This is a genomic window from Aquirufa beregesia (assembly GCF_011090385.1).
In the GTDB taxonomy this organism is placed as follows: Bacteria; Bacteroidota; Bacteroidia; order Cytophagales; family Spirosomataceae; genus Aquirufa; species Aquirufa beregesia.
The window spans coordinates 48,940-68,339 of the sequence record NZ_SEWW01000007.1 but is presented as its reverse complement, the minus strand read 5'-3'; the positions used below and the strand labels follow the sequence as shown (position 1 = coordinate 68,339).

The following is a 19,400-nucleotide window of genomic DNA, read 5'->3' as shown; positions in this document are numbered from 1 at the left end:
TTTAGTTTTGTCATAAAAAAAGTGGCCTTACAAATTTAAATTAAACGATAAAACCCTTTGTAAAATACAAAGGGTTTTATTTATTATTTTTTTTCTTTATGAAAATTGTAAATGGTTATAATGGGAGAAACTTCATCAATAACCTTTATTTTGTTTTAACTTTTTGTTATTTCTAATTTCAGCTGTTGGAATTGGAAAAAGTAGTTCCTTTTCAGATAAAGTTGGGCCATATGAAAATTTATGCCCAACATATGGTTCAAACTTTTTTGTAAAAACATTAAAAGCCTTACGTAAACGAACCATATCATACCAAGTTTTATTTTCAAAACTTAGTTCATACCATCTTTCCTTCCAAATAGCCTCTCTAAGTTCATCTTTTGAAAGACCCTCTAGGGCAGGCAATTCTGCTCTTTTTCTAATTAAATTTACTGCATTCAAGACAAGTGAACTTGGACCACCAGCTTCATTCGCTGCTTCAGCATATGTTAATAGGACTTCTGGATATCTAAAAAGTGTCCAATTTAATCCACTACTAGTCGTGGATGTTTGAGCAATAATATCAAAATGTTTATAGAGATAATATCCACCCAAATTTTTGGTTTGATTTCTATTACTTCTTAATGAGTAGCTAGAATAATAAAATTGTTTTTCAGCTGCTCTTTTATCACCTTTTTCATAAGATTCTACAAATTCTTTATTGGCGAAAATAGCACCCGTTTCATCCGTATAGTTTGAAATACCTTGGTTATAAGGAATAATGGATGTCTGCCAATTTGAAGGTAGAATGTTTTCTAAATATTGAACTTGAAAAATATTTTCTCCATTATTTTTCCTCGATGCAATATGAAGATCATCATAAGATGTAAATAATGAGAATTGATTTGAGTTAATCACATCTAATGATTTTTCAGCAGCTTTAGCAAAATATTCCGACTTATTTAATGGAAATCCTGCCATTGTTAAATATACACTAGCTAATAATGATTTAACTGCTCCCATCGATACTCTGCCTGATGGATCTCTAAAAGGCAAACCCGATTTTTCAGCTTCCAACAAATCAGTTTCTATTTGTTTATAGACATTTTCAATAGAAGATTGTTCAGGATAAAGATCTTTTGATTGCAAATCAATAGAAGATGTTATCAAAGGGATATTTCCAAATATTCTAACTAAATCAAAATAATACATAGCTCTAAGGAACCTTGCTTCACCTAAAAACTTTTTCTTTGCAACTTCATCCATTTTAATCCCTGGGATTTTTTCAATAGCTAAATTTGCATTAGCAATACCCTTGTAATGGCTTGTCCAATAAGTTTGGCCATAAGCATTATCTGAATTATTGACCAAGTTTCTAACAAATATGCTATTTTGAGCTTGCCCCAATTCTGTATTGGCTAAGCCAGTAGAAAATTCAAGCATCATCCATGGTCCTCCATTAAATCCTCCACCCAGCACGTTTCTCATATTTTCATAAATTGAATTTATGATACTCTCTGCATGTTCAGGTTTTGTAAAATAATTTTCTTTGGTAAAATTGGATTTATCAGGCTCCTCCAAAAAATTGGAACAACTGCTTACAATCATTATGCAACTGAGAGCTAATATCAAATATTTATTAATTACGTATTTCATTTTTGTGTATGTTTTAGTCAAACAATTTTCTATAAACCAATATTTAAACCCACCATGAATGTTCTAGCTTTTGGATAGGCATATAAATCTAAACCTTGATCAAACGCGGAACCTGAGGTAGAAACTTCTGGGTCATACCCTGGGAATTTCGTAGACAAAAAGAAATTTTGTACGGATACGAAAGCTCTTAAGCGACTTAGTTTTAGTTTTTTAGTCACTTCACTAGGGAATTTATAAGATATAACAGCATTTCTACCTCTTATAAATGATCCGTCTTGAATCTTGTCTGTATCATTATTGGTATTATAGCCAGCAGAAACTGGTCGCAATTCAGCAAGTGTAGCACTTTGATTTTCTGGGGTCCAACCATTTAGAACAGTTTTGAAACTATTGGCAATTCCTGTTCTATCTTCTGCAGAGTGCTTACTTCTAAATAGTACATTATTACCATACATATACTGCATATCGATCATTAATTCTACATTTTTATACTTAAATGTGTTTATAAATGAACCAAAACCATCAGGAATACCTTTACCGATTATAACTCGATCGTTATCGTTAATCTTTCCATCATTGTTTGTGTCTTGATATTTAATATCACCTGGTTTTTTTAAATATTTTGCTGCGATAGACTCTTCAGCGGTGCTCCAAGTTCCTTGGTGAACAAATCCAAAAAATGATCCCACTGGAGCTCCTTCTCTGATGACTGTTTGACCAACAAAAATATCTGCACCTCCTGTTAAAGCAAGTACCTTATTTTGATTTAAAGAAATATTAAAAGTCGTATTCCATGTAAAATTATTATTTGAAATATTTACTGTGTTTATGGCAAATTCAATTCCCCTATTTTCCATACTTCCCACATTTTGACTAACTGTTGTAAATCCACTACTAGAAGGAACAGGTGCACTTAAAAGCATATCAGTAGTAAGCTTTCTGTAGATATCTACTTCAAAATTTATTTTATTATTCAATAATCCAACTTCTAAGCCAGCATCAATTTGTTCCGTTTTTTCCCAGCGTAAATCTGGATTAGCTAATCGATTGATACCAATACCAACTTGTCTTGAATTATTGAAGATTACTGCATAATTACCTAATCCAGCAAGTGATTGATATGCCGTGATTTCTGAATTACCCGTAAATCCGTAACTCGTTCTAAGTTTCAGATTTGAAATGAAAGGAACGTCTTTCATAAAATCTTCTTCCATGATTTTCCAAGCTACTGCTGCAGATGGGAATACCGCGTAGCGATTAGCAGCTCCAAATTTAGATGAGCCGTCAACACGACCTGTAAAAGTGACTAAATATTTATCTTTAACATTATAATTTAAACGACCAAAGTAGGAATCTAATCCATAAGCTGTTAAACTTGATGAAGATGCAGGAGTAACTGCACCAGTTCCTAAATTATTAAATTGAAAATAATCGTCCTGAAACCTTTGAGCTCTTGCTGTAAAATTAAAACGATCAACGTGCTGAATTGCTTGGCCTATCATTGCAACGATGGAATGATCGGATGAAATCTTCTTATTGTACGTTAAATAATTTTCAATTTGCCAAGAATTATGTCTATCTGACGTTAAATAAGCATCTCCACCTTGATTTCTTGAAATGTAATTCAATGAGCGACCTCCATAATAATCCGTTTCTTGATTAATTATATTTACACCCACAGTTGATCTTAATTCAAGCCCTGGAGCCAAATTAATATTTGAATAGACATTACCAAGTAAAGATTGAGTTTTTAAATAGTAAAGACGTTCTTCAGAAACTTGAATCGGACTACCTCCTCCTTCCATTCCAGGATAATCTTCGTTACTCCCCCATCTACCATCTGGATACTTAACAGGTATAATAGGTAGAGCTTCCAATACTTGTCTCATCGCTATAATTCCGCCACCACCAAGGGGATCAACCTGACTTTCAGACTGATAATTATAGCTCAAAGTTCCTCCAAGTTTTAACCATGGCTTTAATTGGCTATCCATGACAAATCTACTGGAATATCTATTTAACCAAGACGCATTCATTATTCCATCCTCATTTCGATATCCTAGATATAAACCATAGTTTTCTTTCGAATTTCCTCCAGTAAATGCTAACTGATGATTTTGCGTCATCGCTTTTCTTAATGATTCATCCTGCCAATCGGTATTGTACAAGGGTTTCCCACTTGAATCAAATAATAAAGGGTTCGTTCTTTTGGTTGCAGGATTCACATATTTACCACCTGCGAAGCCAACTGGATCATATTTTTTAGCATTTACATAGGCTTGGTCTTCCACCATTAAAAATTCAGTAGAATTCAATAATGGAATTTTTTTAGGTAAAACACTAACACTAAAATCGGTATCGTAACTGATTTTTCCACCCTCTTGGCTTCCTCGTTTCGTTGAAACTAAAATGACTCCGTTGGCACCTCTTGCACCGTAAATAGCTGTGGCAGAGGCATCTTTTAATATTTCAATGGATGAGATATCATTCGCATTTAAATAATCAATAGGTGTACTACCATTTGCCAATTCAGACGCATTTAAAATAACTCCATCAATTACATAAAGTGGATTATTGGCGACACTTACCGAAGTGTTTCCTCTAATTCTTATATTTGAACGTCCACCAGGTCGGCCTGAGTTTACTGAAACATTTACACCAGTTACCCTACCCGCTATAGCTTGATTCAAGGATGCAGATCGACGCTCTTGAATCGCATCCGTTTTAATAGTACCTACAGCACCCGTTAAATCACTTTTCTTTTGAGTACCGTATCCAACAACAATTACTTCATCAAGTGATTTATTATCTGATACTAATGAAATTTCAATAATAGACTTATTCCCTACTTCAATTTTCTGACTGACATAACCCACAAATGAAATAAGTAATATGTCCTTTTCATTCAGAGATGAAAAAGCAAAATTTCCATTAACATCAGTTTGCGTTCCTTGTCGAGTACCCTGAATTTGAATAGTAACCCCAGGTAAAGCTTCTCCATTTTCATCTTTAATGGTACCTTTAACTGGTTTATCAATTGCATTAATACTATGCTCTGTCGAAATGTTTACATTTTGATTACTATTTCTTAGCAAAATCCGTTTATCCCTTATAGAATATTCAACAGAAATGGTTTTGAATAAATCATTTAAAACAGATTCTAATTTTTTGTTAGTCACATTGAGACTAACCTTCTGATTTACATTAATGGTACTTGAGCTATAAATAAAACGATAATCTACCTGACGTTCAATCAGTGAGAGTACTTTTTTAATTTGAGTATTTTCTGCTTGCAATGTTACAGGTTCATTTAATTCAACCTGACTTAATGCATTGTTTGCATAAGCAAAGGTGCAGCACATGATACTCAGAAATATTTGTTGAAAAGAAATCTTCATGAGTTTTAAAAGCAATTTAGGGGATGCATATTTTTTGTTCATAATTTTACATAGTTAAAGGTATTATAGTTTTAATTTTGAAATATTGATTTTCTTGTGCTTAAGTAATCATCTGTAAACCACTGCACATACTGGGTTTCTCTTTTTTGTTTTTTATCATAAAATTTTAATCTATAAGGTTTTAAATCACTTACAACCTTCCCCATTTATAAAAATAGATGAGCCTCGTATTTCATAGGAGGAATTAATCGATGAACAAATAAATTCAATTTGCTGAAACATACTTAATCCGCTTAAATCTCCAGTAAAGACACATTTATTTAAATTATAATTGACTAAAATGATTTCAATTCCGTAAATGGCTTGCATTTTTTTCATTATATTTTCAACTCCCATATCTTCAAACACGAAATCACTTTTAGGTGTATTGGCAACAAGTATGGCAGGAGTATCTACGATACTCTCGTTTATTGTATTATTTTGAATATTAAATACCGCCTTTTGATTTGGGGTTAAAATGACGCCGTTGGATTTTTTACTGGATTTATCGTTTTGGGAATAAACAGATACTTTCCCTGATTTAACAGAAACTTCAATCTGCTTGTCAGAAGTAGGTTTACTTATTTTAAAAGAAGTGCCTAATACTTCCGTTATTAACTTACCTACATGAACTAAAAATGGGATTTTTTCATTGCGCTTTACTTTAAAAAAAGCTTCGCCTGTCAAGTAAACCGTTCTTGTTTTAATCCCAAAGTTTTCAGAAACAACAATTCGTGCATTTTCTCCTAATATTACTTGACTACCATCAGGCAAAGTGATTTTTTGCATTGACTTCGCATTATTTTTGGTTTCAACACCTCTATTTAATTGGGTCGCATTAACTTTTTCCTCATCAATATTCATGAATAAAACCAAACTTGCTACTAGTAGAATAGTAGCAGCTATACTTGTTGCTATCAAATAATATTTTTTTGTAGAAATTTTATTTTCATTGTCAATTTGTTCACTTAATTGTTCCCAAATTAATTTTTCTGATTCATCAGTTGATTTCAAAAATGTTTGGTCATCAAACCGTAAATTAGAGTTAGCTATTTTCTTAAGAATTAGCATTTCCTCCTCTGAACATTTGCCTTCATTGAATTTTTCCAGAATAGATTTAAATTCTTTATTTGTCATTTTCTTTTAGTTTTCTGAATAAAAATCTTTAAACCTTTCTCTCAAAATCTTTTGTGATTTCGTAATGTGATATTCAACTGCCTTCTCTGATATTTTTAATTGGTCAGAAATTTTCTTTACGGAAATTTCTTCGATTTTACTCATTCTAAATACTTGGGCCGTTTTTCCAGACATTGAATCTAGAATTAAATTCAACCTTGTATTGAAATCATTGGAATTTGAAATTTCCTCGGATTCATTACTTATTAATACTTTATGAAATAATTCAAATTCTCTGTATTTGGAGAAATTCAACTTCATCCTTAAATTTTTGTTGATAAGATTTCTCGTAGATACGTAGAGATATACTTTTAAATCACCTATTAAGTTCTTTTTTCGATTTTGCCAGAGGCTCAAAAACAAATCATGTATTATTTCTTCTGAGTCTTCCTTAACCCCTAAAGAGTAATTGACATATCTGTATAAATATTTAAAATAACGTTTATAAATTATTTCAAAAGCCTTTGAATCATCTTCATGTAATAATTGGCACAATTCATTATCTGGTTTTTGAGAATAATCCATATATAATAGATTTATAATTTTTCTACACTTTAAATACATAGGTTCTACTGTCAGAACAAACCCCTAAATATTTATAAAAAATATTTTAATATTTAAATTTTTTCTAGCTGACCTTTTTTATCCTTTATTTGATTTTTTAACCTGTTTTTTAATTGGTTAAAAAATCTTGGCCATATCAAAGCCTCCATTTTTTAAGAATATTTCAAGCAATGATCAACTGAACGGTATGGTATATACTTTCAAAACAGAAGGTATATGCTTTATTATCTAATTTTTAGATTTCACCATTCCCCGGTAAGGTATATTGATATCTAATTTGCCTAGCCATTTCTCGGGAACTTTTAATCCTAATTCCCAATGAATCGCATTGACAATTAAGCGTTGGAAGCCTTCCACTGAAAAATCCTCTGGATGTCCCATAGTAGTAAAAAACACTTTTGCGTGGTATTCATTTTCCCAAGTCCACGCAATGGGTTGGTCCACTGCAGGCCTTTCAGGATTAACTGCCTTACCCATCATCAACCATTCAGTTCCTTTTTTAGGATAATCTGGCAATACTCGATATAGCCAAGAACGGACATGAAAAGTAGGATCCACTCCTGTCAAAATGGGATGATTCGCTTTTTCTGAAATAATTCGTGCATCGGTACTAGCATTGTGTCCATAATGCGAATGCTTAGCTACACCACCCCAGCCTGGAGGAGCTCCAAAGGCTCTTTCTGCAAAGCCATTATAAGATTCTAGAGGATCTCCTTGGGGATAATTAAATGAATGAGTACTTGTTCTAAAGCCCATAATAGGTTTACCCGAATTCAAATATGCTTGTATGTGAGCAACTTGATCTGCTGGCAATACTCTCCAACGTAAAAAGAAAACTGCCAAATCAGCCTCTTTCAATATTTCTAAGCCTGGAATATCTTTTTCGGCATTTTGATCAGGAAAAGACGTTAGAATTTTCGTTCTAAATCCATATTGAGACTCCAACGTTTTTGCCAAGAGTGGCAATGTTTCTTCTCCACTATATTCATGATCTCCGCATACAAAAACAATCAATGGTTTTTTAGAGGATTTTTTCTGCGAAAAACCCATTTGAACATGAATAAAAACCAGACAAAAACTCAACAGTATTCGACTAAAATATTTCATTTACTTTCAAGAGGGTGTAGTTCTACTAATTCCGATACATTATAAAAATCTTTCTTAGTAGCAATAGTAGTTCTAACGGCTTTTACTTTTTCTGGACGAATGACCGATGCTTTATTGCCAAAGGCATTACGTACATACGTCAATACTGCTGCAATTTCTTTGTCATTCATCAAACCTCCATAAGGTGTCATAGGAACTTGTCCTGGATACTTAACTCCTGCCACTTCTATCGGTCCCATTAATCCTTTCAACACCAATTTTATCAAACGATCTTCATTTCCCGTCACCCAAATAGAACCTGACAATGGAGGAAAACCTGAAGAAACCAATCCTTTTCCATTAGTCTGATGACATGTATTACAATATCCATCTTTGGCAAATAACTTTTGTCCTTCTTTGAACATCACTAAATCATTTCCTAATAAATCCGATTCTACCTTGGCTTCTTTTTTCTTGGCAGCGTTTTGACCAGAAGCATGGGCTACTGCAATCTCATATGGATCTTTCATCCAATCATCCAAAGGGTGTTTTTTGGCAAGGGCTAAGATGGGTAATGCCTTTTCTTTGGTCAACCAAGATGCCGCAACAAAGGCTTCCATACGTACTCTTCCATGATTATCTTCCACAGCTTTGGCAAGCAAATCTGCTTGATTTTCAACTTGATGCCCAGTATATCTTAATACCCGAACAGCTGCTGTTCTTACATGATAATCTTTCGAATTCAATAACTGATTCAATAGTGTTTGATCCACTATATTAAGTCCCCAACTTACCCACAATGCTTCCAAGACATGGTGTTCATAATTCGGATCCGACTTATCTAAATTGGCTACCCAAGTAGTGATTTTGGGCAAAACCTCTGAAGCTTTCCTACCTCTCAATTCTCTTCGAACACGATATCTGGTACGGTATTCAGGTAATTTCAAATTTTCTAACAATTCATCAATTGAAGCACCAAATACGTTGGCTGGTTTTACCAATGGACGGGAAGGATAAGTAATACGGTAAACCCTTCCATGTGAATGATCTCTCAGCGGATCTCTAGCATTATGCTGCATGTGCCCAATTAAGATATTATGCCAATCAATTACATATAATGAACCATCTGGTGCAAATTCCATGTCCACAGGTCGGAAATTTCGATCTTCGCCAACGATTAAATCTTGGCGGTGTTTTGATTTATATCCTGTTCCCTCATCGGTTAAAATATGTTGCTTCATTCCCAAGAATCCGATGGTATTATTGATTAAAAAATCTCCTTGTACCTCCTCTGGAAAATGTCTGCTATACACAAATTCCAATCCAGAAGTGGGACGAACCAAATGTTTTTCTTCGATCAATGTAAAGGATTTATGCCCTGTTTGGCCATATCTATTTTTTGTAGTCCCTGGCATCATCCAACGCACATCGGGACCTGACGTTTCCGCGAAGAAATTTTGACCCCATTTATCAAAAGCTATTCCCCATGGATTGGGAATAGATAATTGAGCTACTCGCTCCAAGTGCTTCCTAGCTGGATTATAGCGCATGAATCCACCGTTTGTGGCACGAACTGTCCCATAAGGTGTTTCCACATTGCTATGTAAAAAAACTCCTTCACCCATATAAATAGCACCTGATTCATCCGTGACAAAAGCAGAAATCTCATGGTGTGTATCATGGTCATCAAAACCGCTTAAAATCACTTCTTTGGTATCAGCATGGTCATCACCATTCGTATCTCTCAAGAAAACTAAATTCGTTCCTTGGGAAATATAAACCCCATCATGAGCAATTTCCATACCAACGGGGACATGTAGCCCATCTGCAAAAACCGTTTCTTTATCTGCTTTTCCATCATTATTGGTATCTTCCAAAATAATAATCTTATCATTCGGCTTGGGATCTCCTGGTTTATAATGAGGGTAAGATGGCATACAAACCACCCATAAACGGCCTTTGTTATCAAATGTCATTTGAACTGGTTTAGCCAAATTGGGAAATTCCGCTTCAGAAGCAAATTGTTCAATCTTATAACCAGGTGCAACCTTAATTGCATTCAAAGCTTCTTGTCCATATAAATAAGTCAAACTTCCATTTTTATCTGGATTAAAATTCGTCTTTACAGGGTCTAATTTCCTAGTTTGTGAATCTGCAAAAGCTAAGTCAAAAGTATTTCCATGCAAAACCGCTTGTATTGCTTTCTCTCTGTTTTCAGTCATTTGGCGAATTTTTTCAATTTCAGCAGGATAGTTATCAGAGCCAAAGGGATTGTATCTCCGACCATATACATGTACGCCATTGGGTATTTTATAATCAGTATGCCACATCCAATTTTTTTCCGCAACAGCCTCATAGATTGCCTTACGTTTTGATTCAATTTTTGTGCTTTTTTGACCAAACACCTGATTGCTAAGGAACAAAGCAAATTTTTGATACCCTAATTCATTTAATTGAAAGCCATCAATAGTTAATGGTTCTTTACTTTGTGCATACCATTTTTGAGAGGCCGAAAAGGCATCAATGAACAATACTCCCTGTTTCTCACACACCTCTTTCATAGCTTGTGTATATAGAAGAAGATTCGCATTTTGCTCCTTACCATTAGGAAGATCATATAATGTAGTTAAATCTTCATAAGCAATTGGTGAGACTATGGCCAGTTTGGGAGCGGAAATCCCATTGTATTTTTGAGCCAAAGTATGTTGAATAAAAGCAGTCAATTCCGCCTTATAGTTTGCTACTTTTGCTTTCCCTTCATAGGATTCACTGTAACCAAAAAAACCAATGACAGCATCTGTTTTTAAACGAGTTAACCATTGATCATGAGTTTCTAAGTGACCTTCACTTCCCGATGCATTGGCAAACTCATCTTGAAATTTTCCTGCACCAGGAAAAGCCCATGGCTGATTGCGCGCAGAATGGGGGCGAAAACCAGGTGTATCTCCTCCATCACATAAATTTCGAACACGTATATTATTGTCCGGATATCGTAAATGTAATTCTGTTTCAAAATGATCATAATTAATCATTCTAGAACCTAGATTACCACCAACTAGAGATATATGAGCATTTAAACTAATGGGTATAAATCGTGGAGATTGAGACTGAAAAAAGCTCAGCGAAAAAACAGAGACTAGGACTATCAATAAGCCCAACTGTATCTTTTTAGACATTTTGAATATATTTTAATTTTGACATACGAAAATCATTTAATAATAAACATAGGTTCGTTCAAAGTTTAAAATCCCTAACTTTTTTGTATTATTTGAGTAAATAAATGTACTAAAAGCAAAATTTCATACTTCAAACCTGGTTTAATCAAAGCAGGAGTATGAATTTGAGGAGTGAAAATATTGTTGGTATCAGAAAATTTTAGACCATCCTGTGGACTAGATAACCGGTCAATTGAAGAATTAGTGACACAGGTGGGTATCTAAATGTCCCTAAATCGCAGATAGTATTAAATTAAACATGATAGTGGTATTTTTAAAAGTATAGAAAGGCATGCCCAGAAGGATGTTCAGGGGCGACAAATTACAAGATTTTGTGATCCCAAGGAATATATTATTCAGGCAGTTTATTCTTGAGAATGCATTCTATAATTAAAAATATTTTAATTAGGTGTCTTTGTGAAGACACTTAAATTATACTAAGAGCCAAATGTTTGATCCTTATTAAGTAAAAAATGTAGAGGATTCAAAGCTAGCAATTCTTCCGTATTCCAAGATTCTAATTGGGGACTTTCCCACTTTTTACGATTTGGTTGTTGTGAGTTATCTTTCAATGATTCAGTATCTTCCATTTGATTAAAATTTAAGGCTAAAGAAAAGCTTAAAAATAAAATCAGAATATCAATATTTTCAAGAAGGGGAATTCTTGACCAAATCCTCCTTGTCATATTTATTTTGCACTCAACCGAGCAATCTAATTTTCAGGCTTTGCCAATTATATTCAATTTTTATTAATCGATCGAAATCTAGTGCGTATTAACCATTCAAGGGAGCTAGGTTTAAGAGTTTATTGGAGAAAGTTCAACTAAAAACTTAAGGGGATTTAATGCTATGGATTCTTCCACCTCCCATTGAGTCAAGCTTGGGCCGCACCATGTCTTAAGAGTTTGAAAATCTTTAGCTTTTGCTTCCGAATGATCTTTCATTCTTAGTTTAAATTTCAATAAACTAAATTTAAACTAAGAATTGGTAAATTAAAGTAGATTAAATGCTGAATTTTTCAAAGAATAGGGCACAACTTATTCTACTTTAAAGTTTCAAAATGAAACTTTATTCTTTAGATAATTAAATAGGTACAAAGGCCATTCTTAATCCAATTTGAGTTAAAAAAATAAACTTCTTAATTCAAATTCAAACCAATCGCAATTCCCCAATAAGGCTTTTGTTGATAGATCCATTTCGAGGCATTTTCATCCATCAACTGATCAAATCCATAGGCTATTCCTAAGGTAAAATTATTGATGGCAATAATGCCTGCTAAGCCTTTGGAAAAAACAATTCCTTGGTAATCGTATGAAATCTGTGATTGACTTACTCCATGATGAATCGCCGTACTTCCAAAACCCACAAAGGCCCCATAAGAAAGCCCGAAATGATCAATTTCCCTTTTGAATAAACTCCTAGGGGTTTTATTGTATCGAATGTAGAATCGATCACTACGTTTGCCAAAATAAACAGATGCATTTATTTCTGTATTCATCTGGGTGGGAATACCATTCACCGATCCATGTATTTTGACGGGTATAGCCAATAAATCTAAATCAAACGTTCCCTTTCGTAAAATCAAATTACCCGTACTTTGAGACAAAACCGGTGGAAGCGTTTTTTCTACATTTGTTGCATTCTTACTCTCCGAAATCAGATGCAAAGTATCTTCGGTAACCTCAACTAAAACGTTAGTATGATTCAGTTGATAAACACCATCAACCAAATCATATTTAGGGGTATTTTTAATGATGCTACAACTTCCCAAAAGTATAATGAGGCTGAAATAAACGAGAATCCGCATATTTGATTAGTTTTGATATGTAAGTTATCAAATAGATATAAATACAAAATTAAATATATTTATGCCAACGCAATACTTTGAAAATAAAAGCAATCAAATGCTTTGGATAGATGTAACTAACCCAAGCAAATTAGAGCTAGAAGAGCTTAGTAATCGTTTTTCATTGAACAAATATGCTCTTTCTGATTGCCTTCAACCTGACCATTTACCCAAACATGAAGATATGTATGGGACACATTTTATCATTACTCGGGTACAAACCAGCCTTTTATCAAACCAACCTGCTTCTATTCAGTCCATGTCCACCAAAATAGCATTTTTCTATCGGCCTGGATTATTAATCAGTGTTCACCGTTTACCCCATTCTTTTATTGATATCATTCGAGAAAAATATTTTGATAAAGGAACTTTTGAACAAGTTGAATCCATCGTGGCTAAAATGCTTTGGCATATATTACACTCCTACGAAGCCCTGGCAGTAAGTCTTTCGAATGAAATGGATGATTTTGAAAGTAAAGTATTTTCTCAAAATCTTAGCCCTAAAATGCTATCCGAACTATACCAAATAAAACGTAAAGCGCTCATTAGCAAAAAACTATTATTATTTAGTCAAGAAGCAATTAGCTCCGTAAAATTACCTGAAAACCAAGGCGATATAATACAAGATGCCCGCGATTTACATCAGAAACTACTTCATATTTATGACCAAATACACGAAGATGTTTCCAACCTTGTTAGTTTCTATCTATCTATTTCAGCCCAAAAAACCAATGAAGTCATTAAAGTCTTGACCATATTTTCCGTCTTTTTTATGCCTTTAACTTTTTTGGTAGGAATCTACGGAATGAATTTTGACTATATGCCCGAATTACGAATATCTTGGGCCTATCCAAGCTTGTTGCTCATCATGTGCCTGATTAGTGCACTAATTTTTGTCTGGTTTCGAAGAAAAAAGTGGCTCTAATTAATACCTTATTATCTTATCCCTGTGTACATTCGGATTACAAAGTAGAAATGATATCCTGAAAATATATTTACACGCTTATCAAATATACCATTGAGCATGTGATGTGTATCATATTCATTTTACTAACATGGCAAAATACCGAACCGATGCAATATTTGAACGCTACTGAATATATGAATTAGCCACTTAATCATTACTTTGACTATTCCCATTTCATTAAGACACGTTCTATCTCGGTTTTAACTCGCAACAAATCCTGCTCATTCAAGTTAAAATCGTGATCCACATCCACAAAGGATAATTGAATCTGTGGAGAAAAATTATACTGATTGACCATATCCTTTCCTCCATAGGGGTCTCTCTCTCCCTGAAAAATCATCATTGGTTTATCTAGCCTCGCCAAATGAGCTGTACGAAATGCTGCTTCGCCCTCCTCAGGATGTTTAAATGGATATCCCAAACAAATAATATAGTCAACTGCCACCTGATTGGCGATGCTGCTAATGACAATGGACCCCGCAGACCTGGCCAAAACAACTAGATGTGAGGTTTGATCGGACAAACGCTGAATGTATGTAGATACCACCCTTGTACGAAATTCTAAACTCGAAATTCGCTTCATGATAAATAATAGGAAGTCGACCAGCTGTCTCTGAACCAACACGACATAAACTGCCCGTAACAAAGGTAGAAGTAAATGCTTTCCTAAAAACTTGCCTGGTCCGACTTTACGCATAAAGGCAAATCGGATGCGGTCCATAGGATCAAACACAATTTCAAATCCACTTAATTGCAAATTGCCTAAGACTTCTTGATACAAATTACTATCTCGGTCCAGCGCTTCCCTACCCAAAACCAATAAATATTTTTTCTTGCCCTTTGTACTCATTCCAATGTGAATCCTGTCACTTAAATTTCGTAAATAAAATTCAGTATTAATGTCATCCCTTGAAATTCATCCTCTACTTTAAGTAAAATTTCAAAGGTATTTAGGGGATAAAGTAAGGGTGATTATATTTCCACAATAAGCGAACAATGGAGCCCAATTAATAGCATCATCTTAGGTCTACATCTTGTATTTTCAAACATGATTTCTCTAAAAGAAGGTAGTTCTCCAAGTAAACTTATTAGCACATTAAATTTATAACTTTTTGAAGTTGACCTATTTTTTGATTTAACAAAAAAAATTTGTTAAGACTTGTTAATCTTTCGTTAAAATGCGACGAAAGTTTACTTTTAAGCTACGAATATCTAATTGATCCCCCATAGATAATATCCTATTATTTATTCATAAAACGATGAAACATCTCCTGCTAGCTTAGCCGTATGTTTTATTTAATGCTGGGCAATCATTGAGGCAAGAATATCCAAATAATTCAAATTAGGGCATTTTTAAAAATTCCAAATAAGAAATTCAAATCCCTACAATCCATTTCAACCACTGGACACAATTTTAGGCCATAAGTAAATTGTTCAATTTTTCATCCCTACCTTTGTTATCCCAAAGGCGCATAAACATGAAGTTGCGTTCATTTCATGACCAAAGGAGAAAGATTAAAACGATAAAAAGAAAGACTAAATCTTGCATTGAATTTAACAAATCAAATTAGTACAAATCCAATTTACCGCTCTCTTATGTATTTTCTTTTCTCAACAATTTCATCTTTCATCTATACATTTCCCAGCTGCGAAGAATAAAATTTCAAACATGGAAGCCCGATGTACCTTTGCGATACATTTATAAAGAAAAGAACCACCGATTAAACCCTAAAATAAAAAATTAGAAAAATTAATTTCGCTCTACCCAGATTATTGACAAGAAATATTCCCTCTAAGTAGACAAAACATTTAACAATCAACCAATGAAAAATTCCATTTTAACATCCATCATTGCCCTGATCTCTTTTTTCAGTTTCGCACAAGGACCCGCTGGTGCAGGAGGAAACAATGCAGCCAATTTTAATCGTGGTCACATATTCGGTAAGGTAGTCGATGAGCAAGGCAAACCCGTAGAATTTGCTTCTGTTGTATTACTTAAGACGGTTGTAGATCCTGCCACAAAACAAAGCAAAGACATTTTAGTCAAGGCTCAACAAGCTGAACTAAATGGAGATTTCAACTTCAAAGAAATCCCTGTGAACGTTCGTCTTAAATTGAAAATCAGCTTTGTCGGTTATAAAAATTACGAAGCGCCCGTTCAATTTGAAATGCCTAAAATGGATCCAAGTTCTGCTCCCAAGCCTGGACAAGCCCCAGATCCAGCTGTGATGGCTAAGATGATGGCCGCTTTTGAGAAAGACTTAGGAAATATCAAGTTATTATCTGATTCCAAAGAATTAGAAGCGGTAGTTGTTACTTCTACAAAAGCTTTATTGGAAATGGACATTGATAAAAAATCCTTCAATGTGGGTCAAAACTTAGTCACATCTGGCGGAACTGCCGTAGATGTGATGAGAAATATTCCATCCGTTCAAGTGGATATCGATGGTAATGTGAAAGTAAGAAATGCAAATCCTACCTTGTTTATTGATGGCAGACCTACTAGCTTAAGCATGGATCAAATCCCTGCAGATATCATTGAAAAAGTGGAAGTTATCACTAACCCTTCGGCTAAATATGATGCTTCAGGAAGTATGGCTGGTATCATTAATATCATCTTAAAGAAAAACAAAAAGAATGGTTACAACGGTATGTTGAACTTAAGTGCTGACCGTTTTGGTGGATCTAGTATCATGGGTAACTTCAGTTATCAACAAAACAAATGGAGCTTAACCTTAATGGGCATGAAAATGAACATGAGAAACAATACCGAAGGAAACAGTCAAAGAAGCAGTAATATTGGTGGGGTGGAATCAAGCGTATACCAAGATATCAATAGTAAAAACAAAGGATCGATGTTTTTCCCACGATTCAGTGTTGATTATGCCGTAACAAATAGAACAACCTTGTCATTAGCCGGATTCTTTGGTGGTGGGGGTAAGTTCTCTCCTACAGAAGATATTAAAATCACCAGTACAGTAAATAATTTCACCACATTCAGCAATCGTTTATCTGAATCATCAAGAGAATTTAACCCAAGTGGTTTACAATTAGGATTCAAACACACTTACCCGAAAGCAGGAGAAGAGTTAAGCATGGACTTCAACTATTTTGGAGGTACTAACAAAAACGATGCAACATATACGACTAACTATCTGAATAACGGTAACATTACTGGTACACAAATTCAGAAAAACATTGGTTCAGGACGTAATAATTTCATGACTTTCCAAACGGATTATGTGAAGCCTTTGAAAAACGAGGGCAATATTGAAATGGGTGTGAGAGCTCAGCTTTTTGAATTGGTCAATGAAAATAACAATACCTTGAAAGCGGTAGGTTCTGATGTGTACAAGTCCATCCCATCTGCTTCTACCAATTACGAGAACAAAAACAATGTGTATGCTGCCTATGTATCCGTATCAGGAAAAACAGCTAACAAAATTTCTTATAAAATTGGATTGAGAGCAGAGAGCTCAAGTTACGATGGTAAATTGTTGAACACGAACCAGACTTTCAGCAACAGCTATCCATTAAGCTTATTCCCATCCATCTTCTTAAAGAAAGATTTAACACCAACGGATCAATTGCAATTAAGCATCACCCGCCGTGTGAGTCGCCCGAATTTCTTCCAGATTATTCCATTTGTAGACTACAGCGACAGTTTGAATATCAGTAGAGGTAATGCCAACTTAGTACCCGAATTTACTACCTCAGGTGAGCTTTCTTATAGTAAAACAAAAGGATCAGCCACCTTCTTATTGTCAGGATATTATAAGTATACGGATAACTTGATTACTCGTTATTTAAGTCAAGAAATCAACCCTATCAGTGGCAAATTAGATTTGATTAACACATTTGTGAACGCCAATTCAAGTATCAATTATGGTATTGAAGGAACCTATACCAATAAACTTCAAAACTGGTGGGATTTAACAGCCAATGTGAACATGTATAATTCTAAAATCAATACAGCCAACATTGATAAAGCACAGATAACAGATGGTCTTTGGACTGTATTTGGTAAAATTAACAATACCTTCCTATTGCCTAAAAAATGGTCCATCCAACTTTCAATGGATTACCAAGGGAAAACCAATATGCCAATTACACAAAACCAAGGACAAGGTGGCGGTGGTGGACCCATGGGACAAGCACAAAGTTCATCTCAAGGGTACATCGAGCCATTCTACGGAGTGGATTTAGCCATCAAGAAAACATTCTTGAAAAACGATTTAGCATCCTTGACTTTAGCAACTAATGACATTTTCAGAACAAGAGGAAATACAAGATACTCATACGGAGAAGGATTCTCTCAGAAATACTATCGATTGTCTAACCCTCAAATGATTCGTCTTACATTGTCTATTCGTTTTGGACAATTTAACATGAACAGCATGAAGAAAAACAACAATCAGAACCAAGATGGTATGCAAATGGGTCAATAAGATTTTTGTAGGTTAATGATATTATACATAAACGGGTCAATCTTTGATTGACCCGTTTTGCTTAATAGAACGTTTGGTAAATTTAATCACCAATTGACCACACTATAGCTTGCTCTATCAGATTCACATAAGCTGGATTAGCCCAAACATCTTTAGAATGCCCCATAGAGGTATAAAACGTTTTCCCCTTACCAGCCATTTTATGCCAAGCCACGGGATGATATTTTCCCATTCCAAAATTCTTATCCTTCATCCAAAGCATATTTCCACTAGGTAAAATCTTTTCTCCATCTATGTAGTATACCACTTGAGCGTCCTTGGGTTGATCAAAAAAGACATACCATTCATCATTTCCGACCCAGGTAGCAAGAAGCTTGGCTTTGAAACTAGAATCAACACTTGATTCTAACTGAACTTGAGCTTTTTGAAATTGAGGATTTAAAGGATGATGGGAAAAAGTAGTACCTAGCAAGTTGGCTACGTACCAATCCCAATGATGCGAGTTATCCCCAGCCCCATGAATCCCCATCAATGAGCCTCCATTTTCCACATACTTTTCTAGGGCCACTTGTTGTTCATCATTCAATACTCTTCCCGTAGAATTATTAAATATCACCAGCTTAAAATGAGCTAATTGCTCTTCATTAAAAACCCCACCTTCTTCTGTCTCATACACAGCCCAGCCATTTTTCTTGGCCATAGCCTGAATAATGGGCTTAGATGCATCTATGGATTCACCATGCCGAAAGCCCGTAGTCTTAGAAAACAACAGAATAGCTGGTTGATTTTCTGCTAATGACAAATTAGGTTTTTCTGTCTCATAAGATACGGGGAAACCATTTTGTACTTTGTACATAAACAATGCCCCTAAGGCAAAAAGGCTAATTACCAAGCCAAAAACAGTCCAAGCAATGATTTTTAAAACTCGTTTCATGTGATATTATGTTAATATAAAAAATTAAATACCGTATTGGCCTCACCTTGAGATGAATCCAGCTAGACAGGTAATTTAATGATAATTGTCAGAAT

12 protein-coding genes are annotated in these 19,400 nt (G+C 34.6%); 2 read left to right on the top strand and 10 right to left on the bottom strand.

The window, feature by feature from the left end:
- Nucleotides 1–135: 135 nt before the first annotated feature.
- From EWU23_RS10860 to EWU23_RS10825, 8 genes are all read right to left on the bottom strand, one after another.
- Nucleotides 136–1,632: a RagB/SusD family nutrient uptake outer membrane protein gene (locus tag EWU23_RS10860; protein WP_166232060.1), complete on the bottom strand. Its 1,497-nt coding sequence runs from the start codon at nt 1,630–1,632 to the stop codon at nt 136–138.
- Nucleotides 1,633–1,661: 29 nt separating this feature from the next.
- Entirely contained in the window at nt 1,662–5,072 is a 3,411-nt protein-coding gene (locus EWU23_RS10855) for a TonB-dependent receptor (protein ID WP_166232058.1), read from the bottom strand.
- 144 nt (nt 5,073–5,216) lie between these two features.
- Nucleotides 5,217–6,206, bottom strand: coding sequence for a FecR family protein (locus EWU23_RS10850; protein WP_166232056.1), 990 nt, complete (start codon nt 6,204–6,206; stop codon nt 5,217–5,219).
- 6 nt (nt 6,207–6,212) lie between these two features.
- Nucleotides 6,213–6,770 (bottom strand): RNA polymerase sigma factor, encoded by a 558-nt coding sequence (locus EWU23_RS10845; RefSeq protein ID WP_166232054.1) that lies wholly within the window; start codon nt 6,768–6,770, stop codon nt 6,213–6,215.
- 267 nt (nt 6,771–7,037) lie between these two features.
- Nucleotides 7,038–7,916: a ThuA domain-containing protein gene (locus tag EWU23_RS10840; protein WP_166232052.1), complete on the bottom strand. Its 879-nt coding sequence runs from the start codon at nt 7,914–7,916 to the stop codon at nt 7,038–7,040.
- Complete coding sequence (locus EWU23_RS10835) at nt 7,913–11,071, bottom strand: PVC-type heme-binding CxxCH protein (RefSeq protein ID WP_166232050.1); 3,159 nt, start codon at nt 11,069–11,071, stop codon at nt 7,913–7,915. Before EWU23_RS10835 ends, EWU23_RS10840 begins: the two co-directional genes overlap by 4 nt.
- Nucleotides 11,072–11,547: 476 nt before the next feature.
- The gene (locus EWU23_RS10830) at nt 11,548–11,700 is read right to left on the bottom strand and encodes a hypothetical protein (RefSeq protein WP_166232048.1); all 153 of its coding nucleotides are present in this window, start codon (nt 11,698–11,700) and stop codon (nt 11,548–11,550) included.
- Nucleotides 11,701–12,248: 548 nt separating this feature from the next.
- On the bottom strand, nt 12,249–12,917 hold the full coding sequence (locus tag EWU23_RS10825; RefSeq protein WP_166232046.1) for a hypothetical protein: 669 nt from the start codon (nt 12,915–12,917) through the stop codon (nt 12,249–12,251).
- Nucleotides 12,918–12,978: 61 nt separating this feature from the next.
- Here EWU23_RS10825 and EWU23_RS10820 point away from each other — a divergent pair, with 61 nt between their 5' ends.
- A complete protein-coding gene (locus EWU23_RS10820; protein ID WP_166232044.1) occupies nt 12,979–13,881 on the top strand; it encodes a CorA family divalent cation transporter in 903 nt (300 codons plus the stop codon).
- 205 nt (nt 13,882–14,086) lie between these two features.
- Here EWU23_RS10820 and EWU23_RS10815 read toward each other — a convergent pair whose 3' ends face one another.
- Nucleotides 14,087–14,773 carry an alpha/beta family hydrolase gene (locus EWU23_RS10815; protein WP_166232042.1) on the bottom strand — a complete coding sequence of 229 codons (687 nt, stop codon included), beginning with the start codon at nt 14,771–14,773 and terminating at the stop codon, nt 14,087–14,089.
- Between the two features lie 973 nt (nt 14,774–15,746).
- On the opposite strand from EWU23_RS10815, the gene EWU23_RS10810 reads away from it, so the two are divergent.
- Nucleotides 15,747–18,371 (top strand): outer membrane beta-barrel family protein, encoded by a 2,625-nt coding sequence (locus EWU23_RS10810; protein WP_166232040.1) that lies wholly within the window; start codon nt 15,747–15,749, stop codon nt 18,369–18,371.
- Nucleotides 18,372–18,453: 82 nt separating this feature from the next.
- Here EWU23_RS10810 and EWU23_RS10805 read toward each other — a convergent pair whose 3' ends face one another.
- The gene (locus EWU23_RS10805; protein ID WP_166232038.1) at nt 18,454–19,305 is read right to left on the bottom strand and encodes a ThuA domain-containing protein; all 852 of its coding nucleotides are present in this window, start codon (nt 19,303–19,305) and stop codon (nt 18,454–18,456) included.
- Nucleotides 19,306–19,400: the final 95 nt, after the last annotated feature.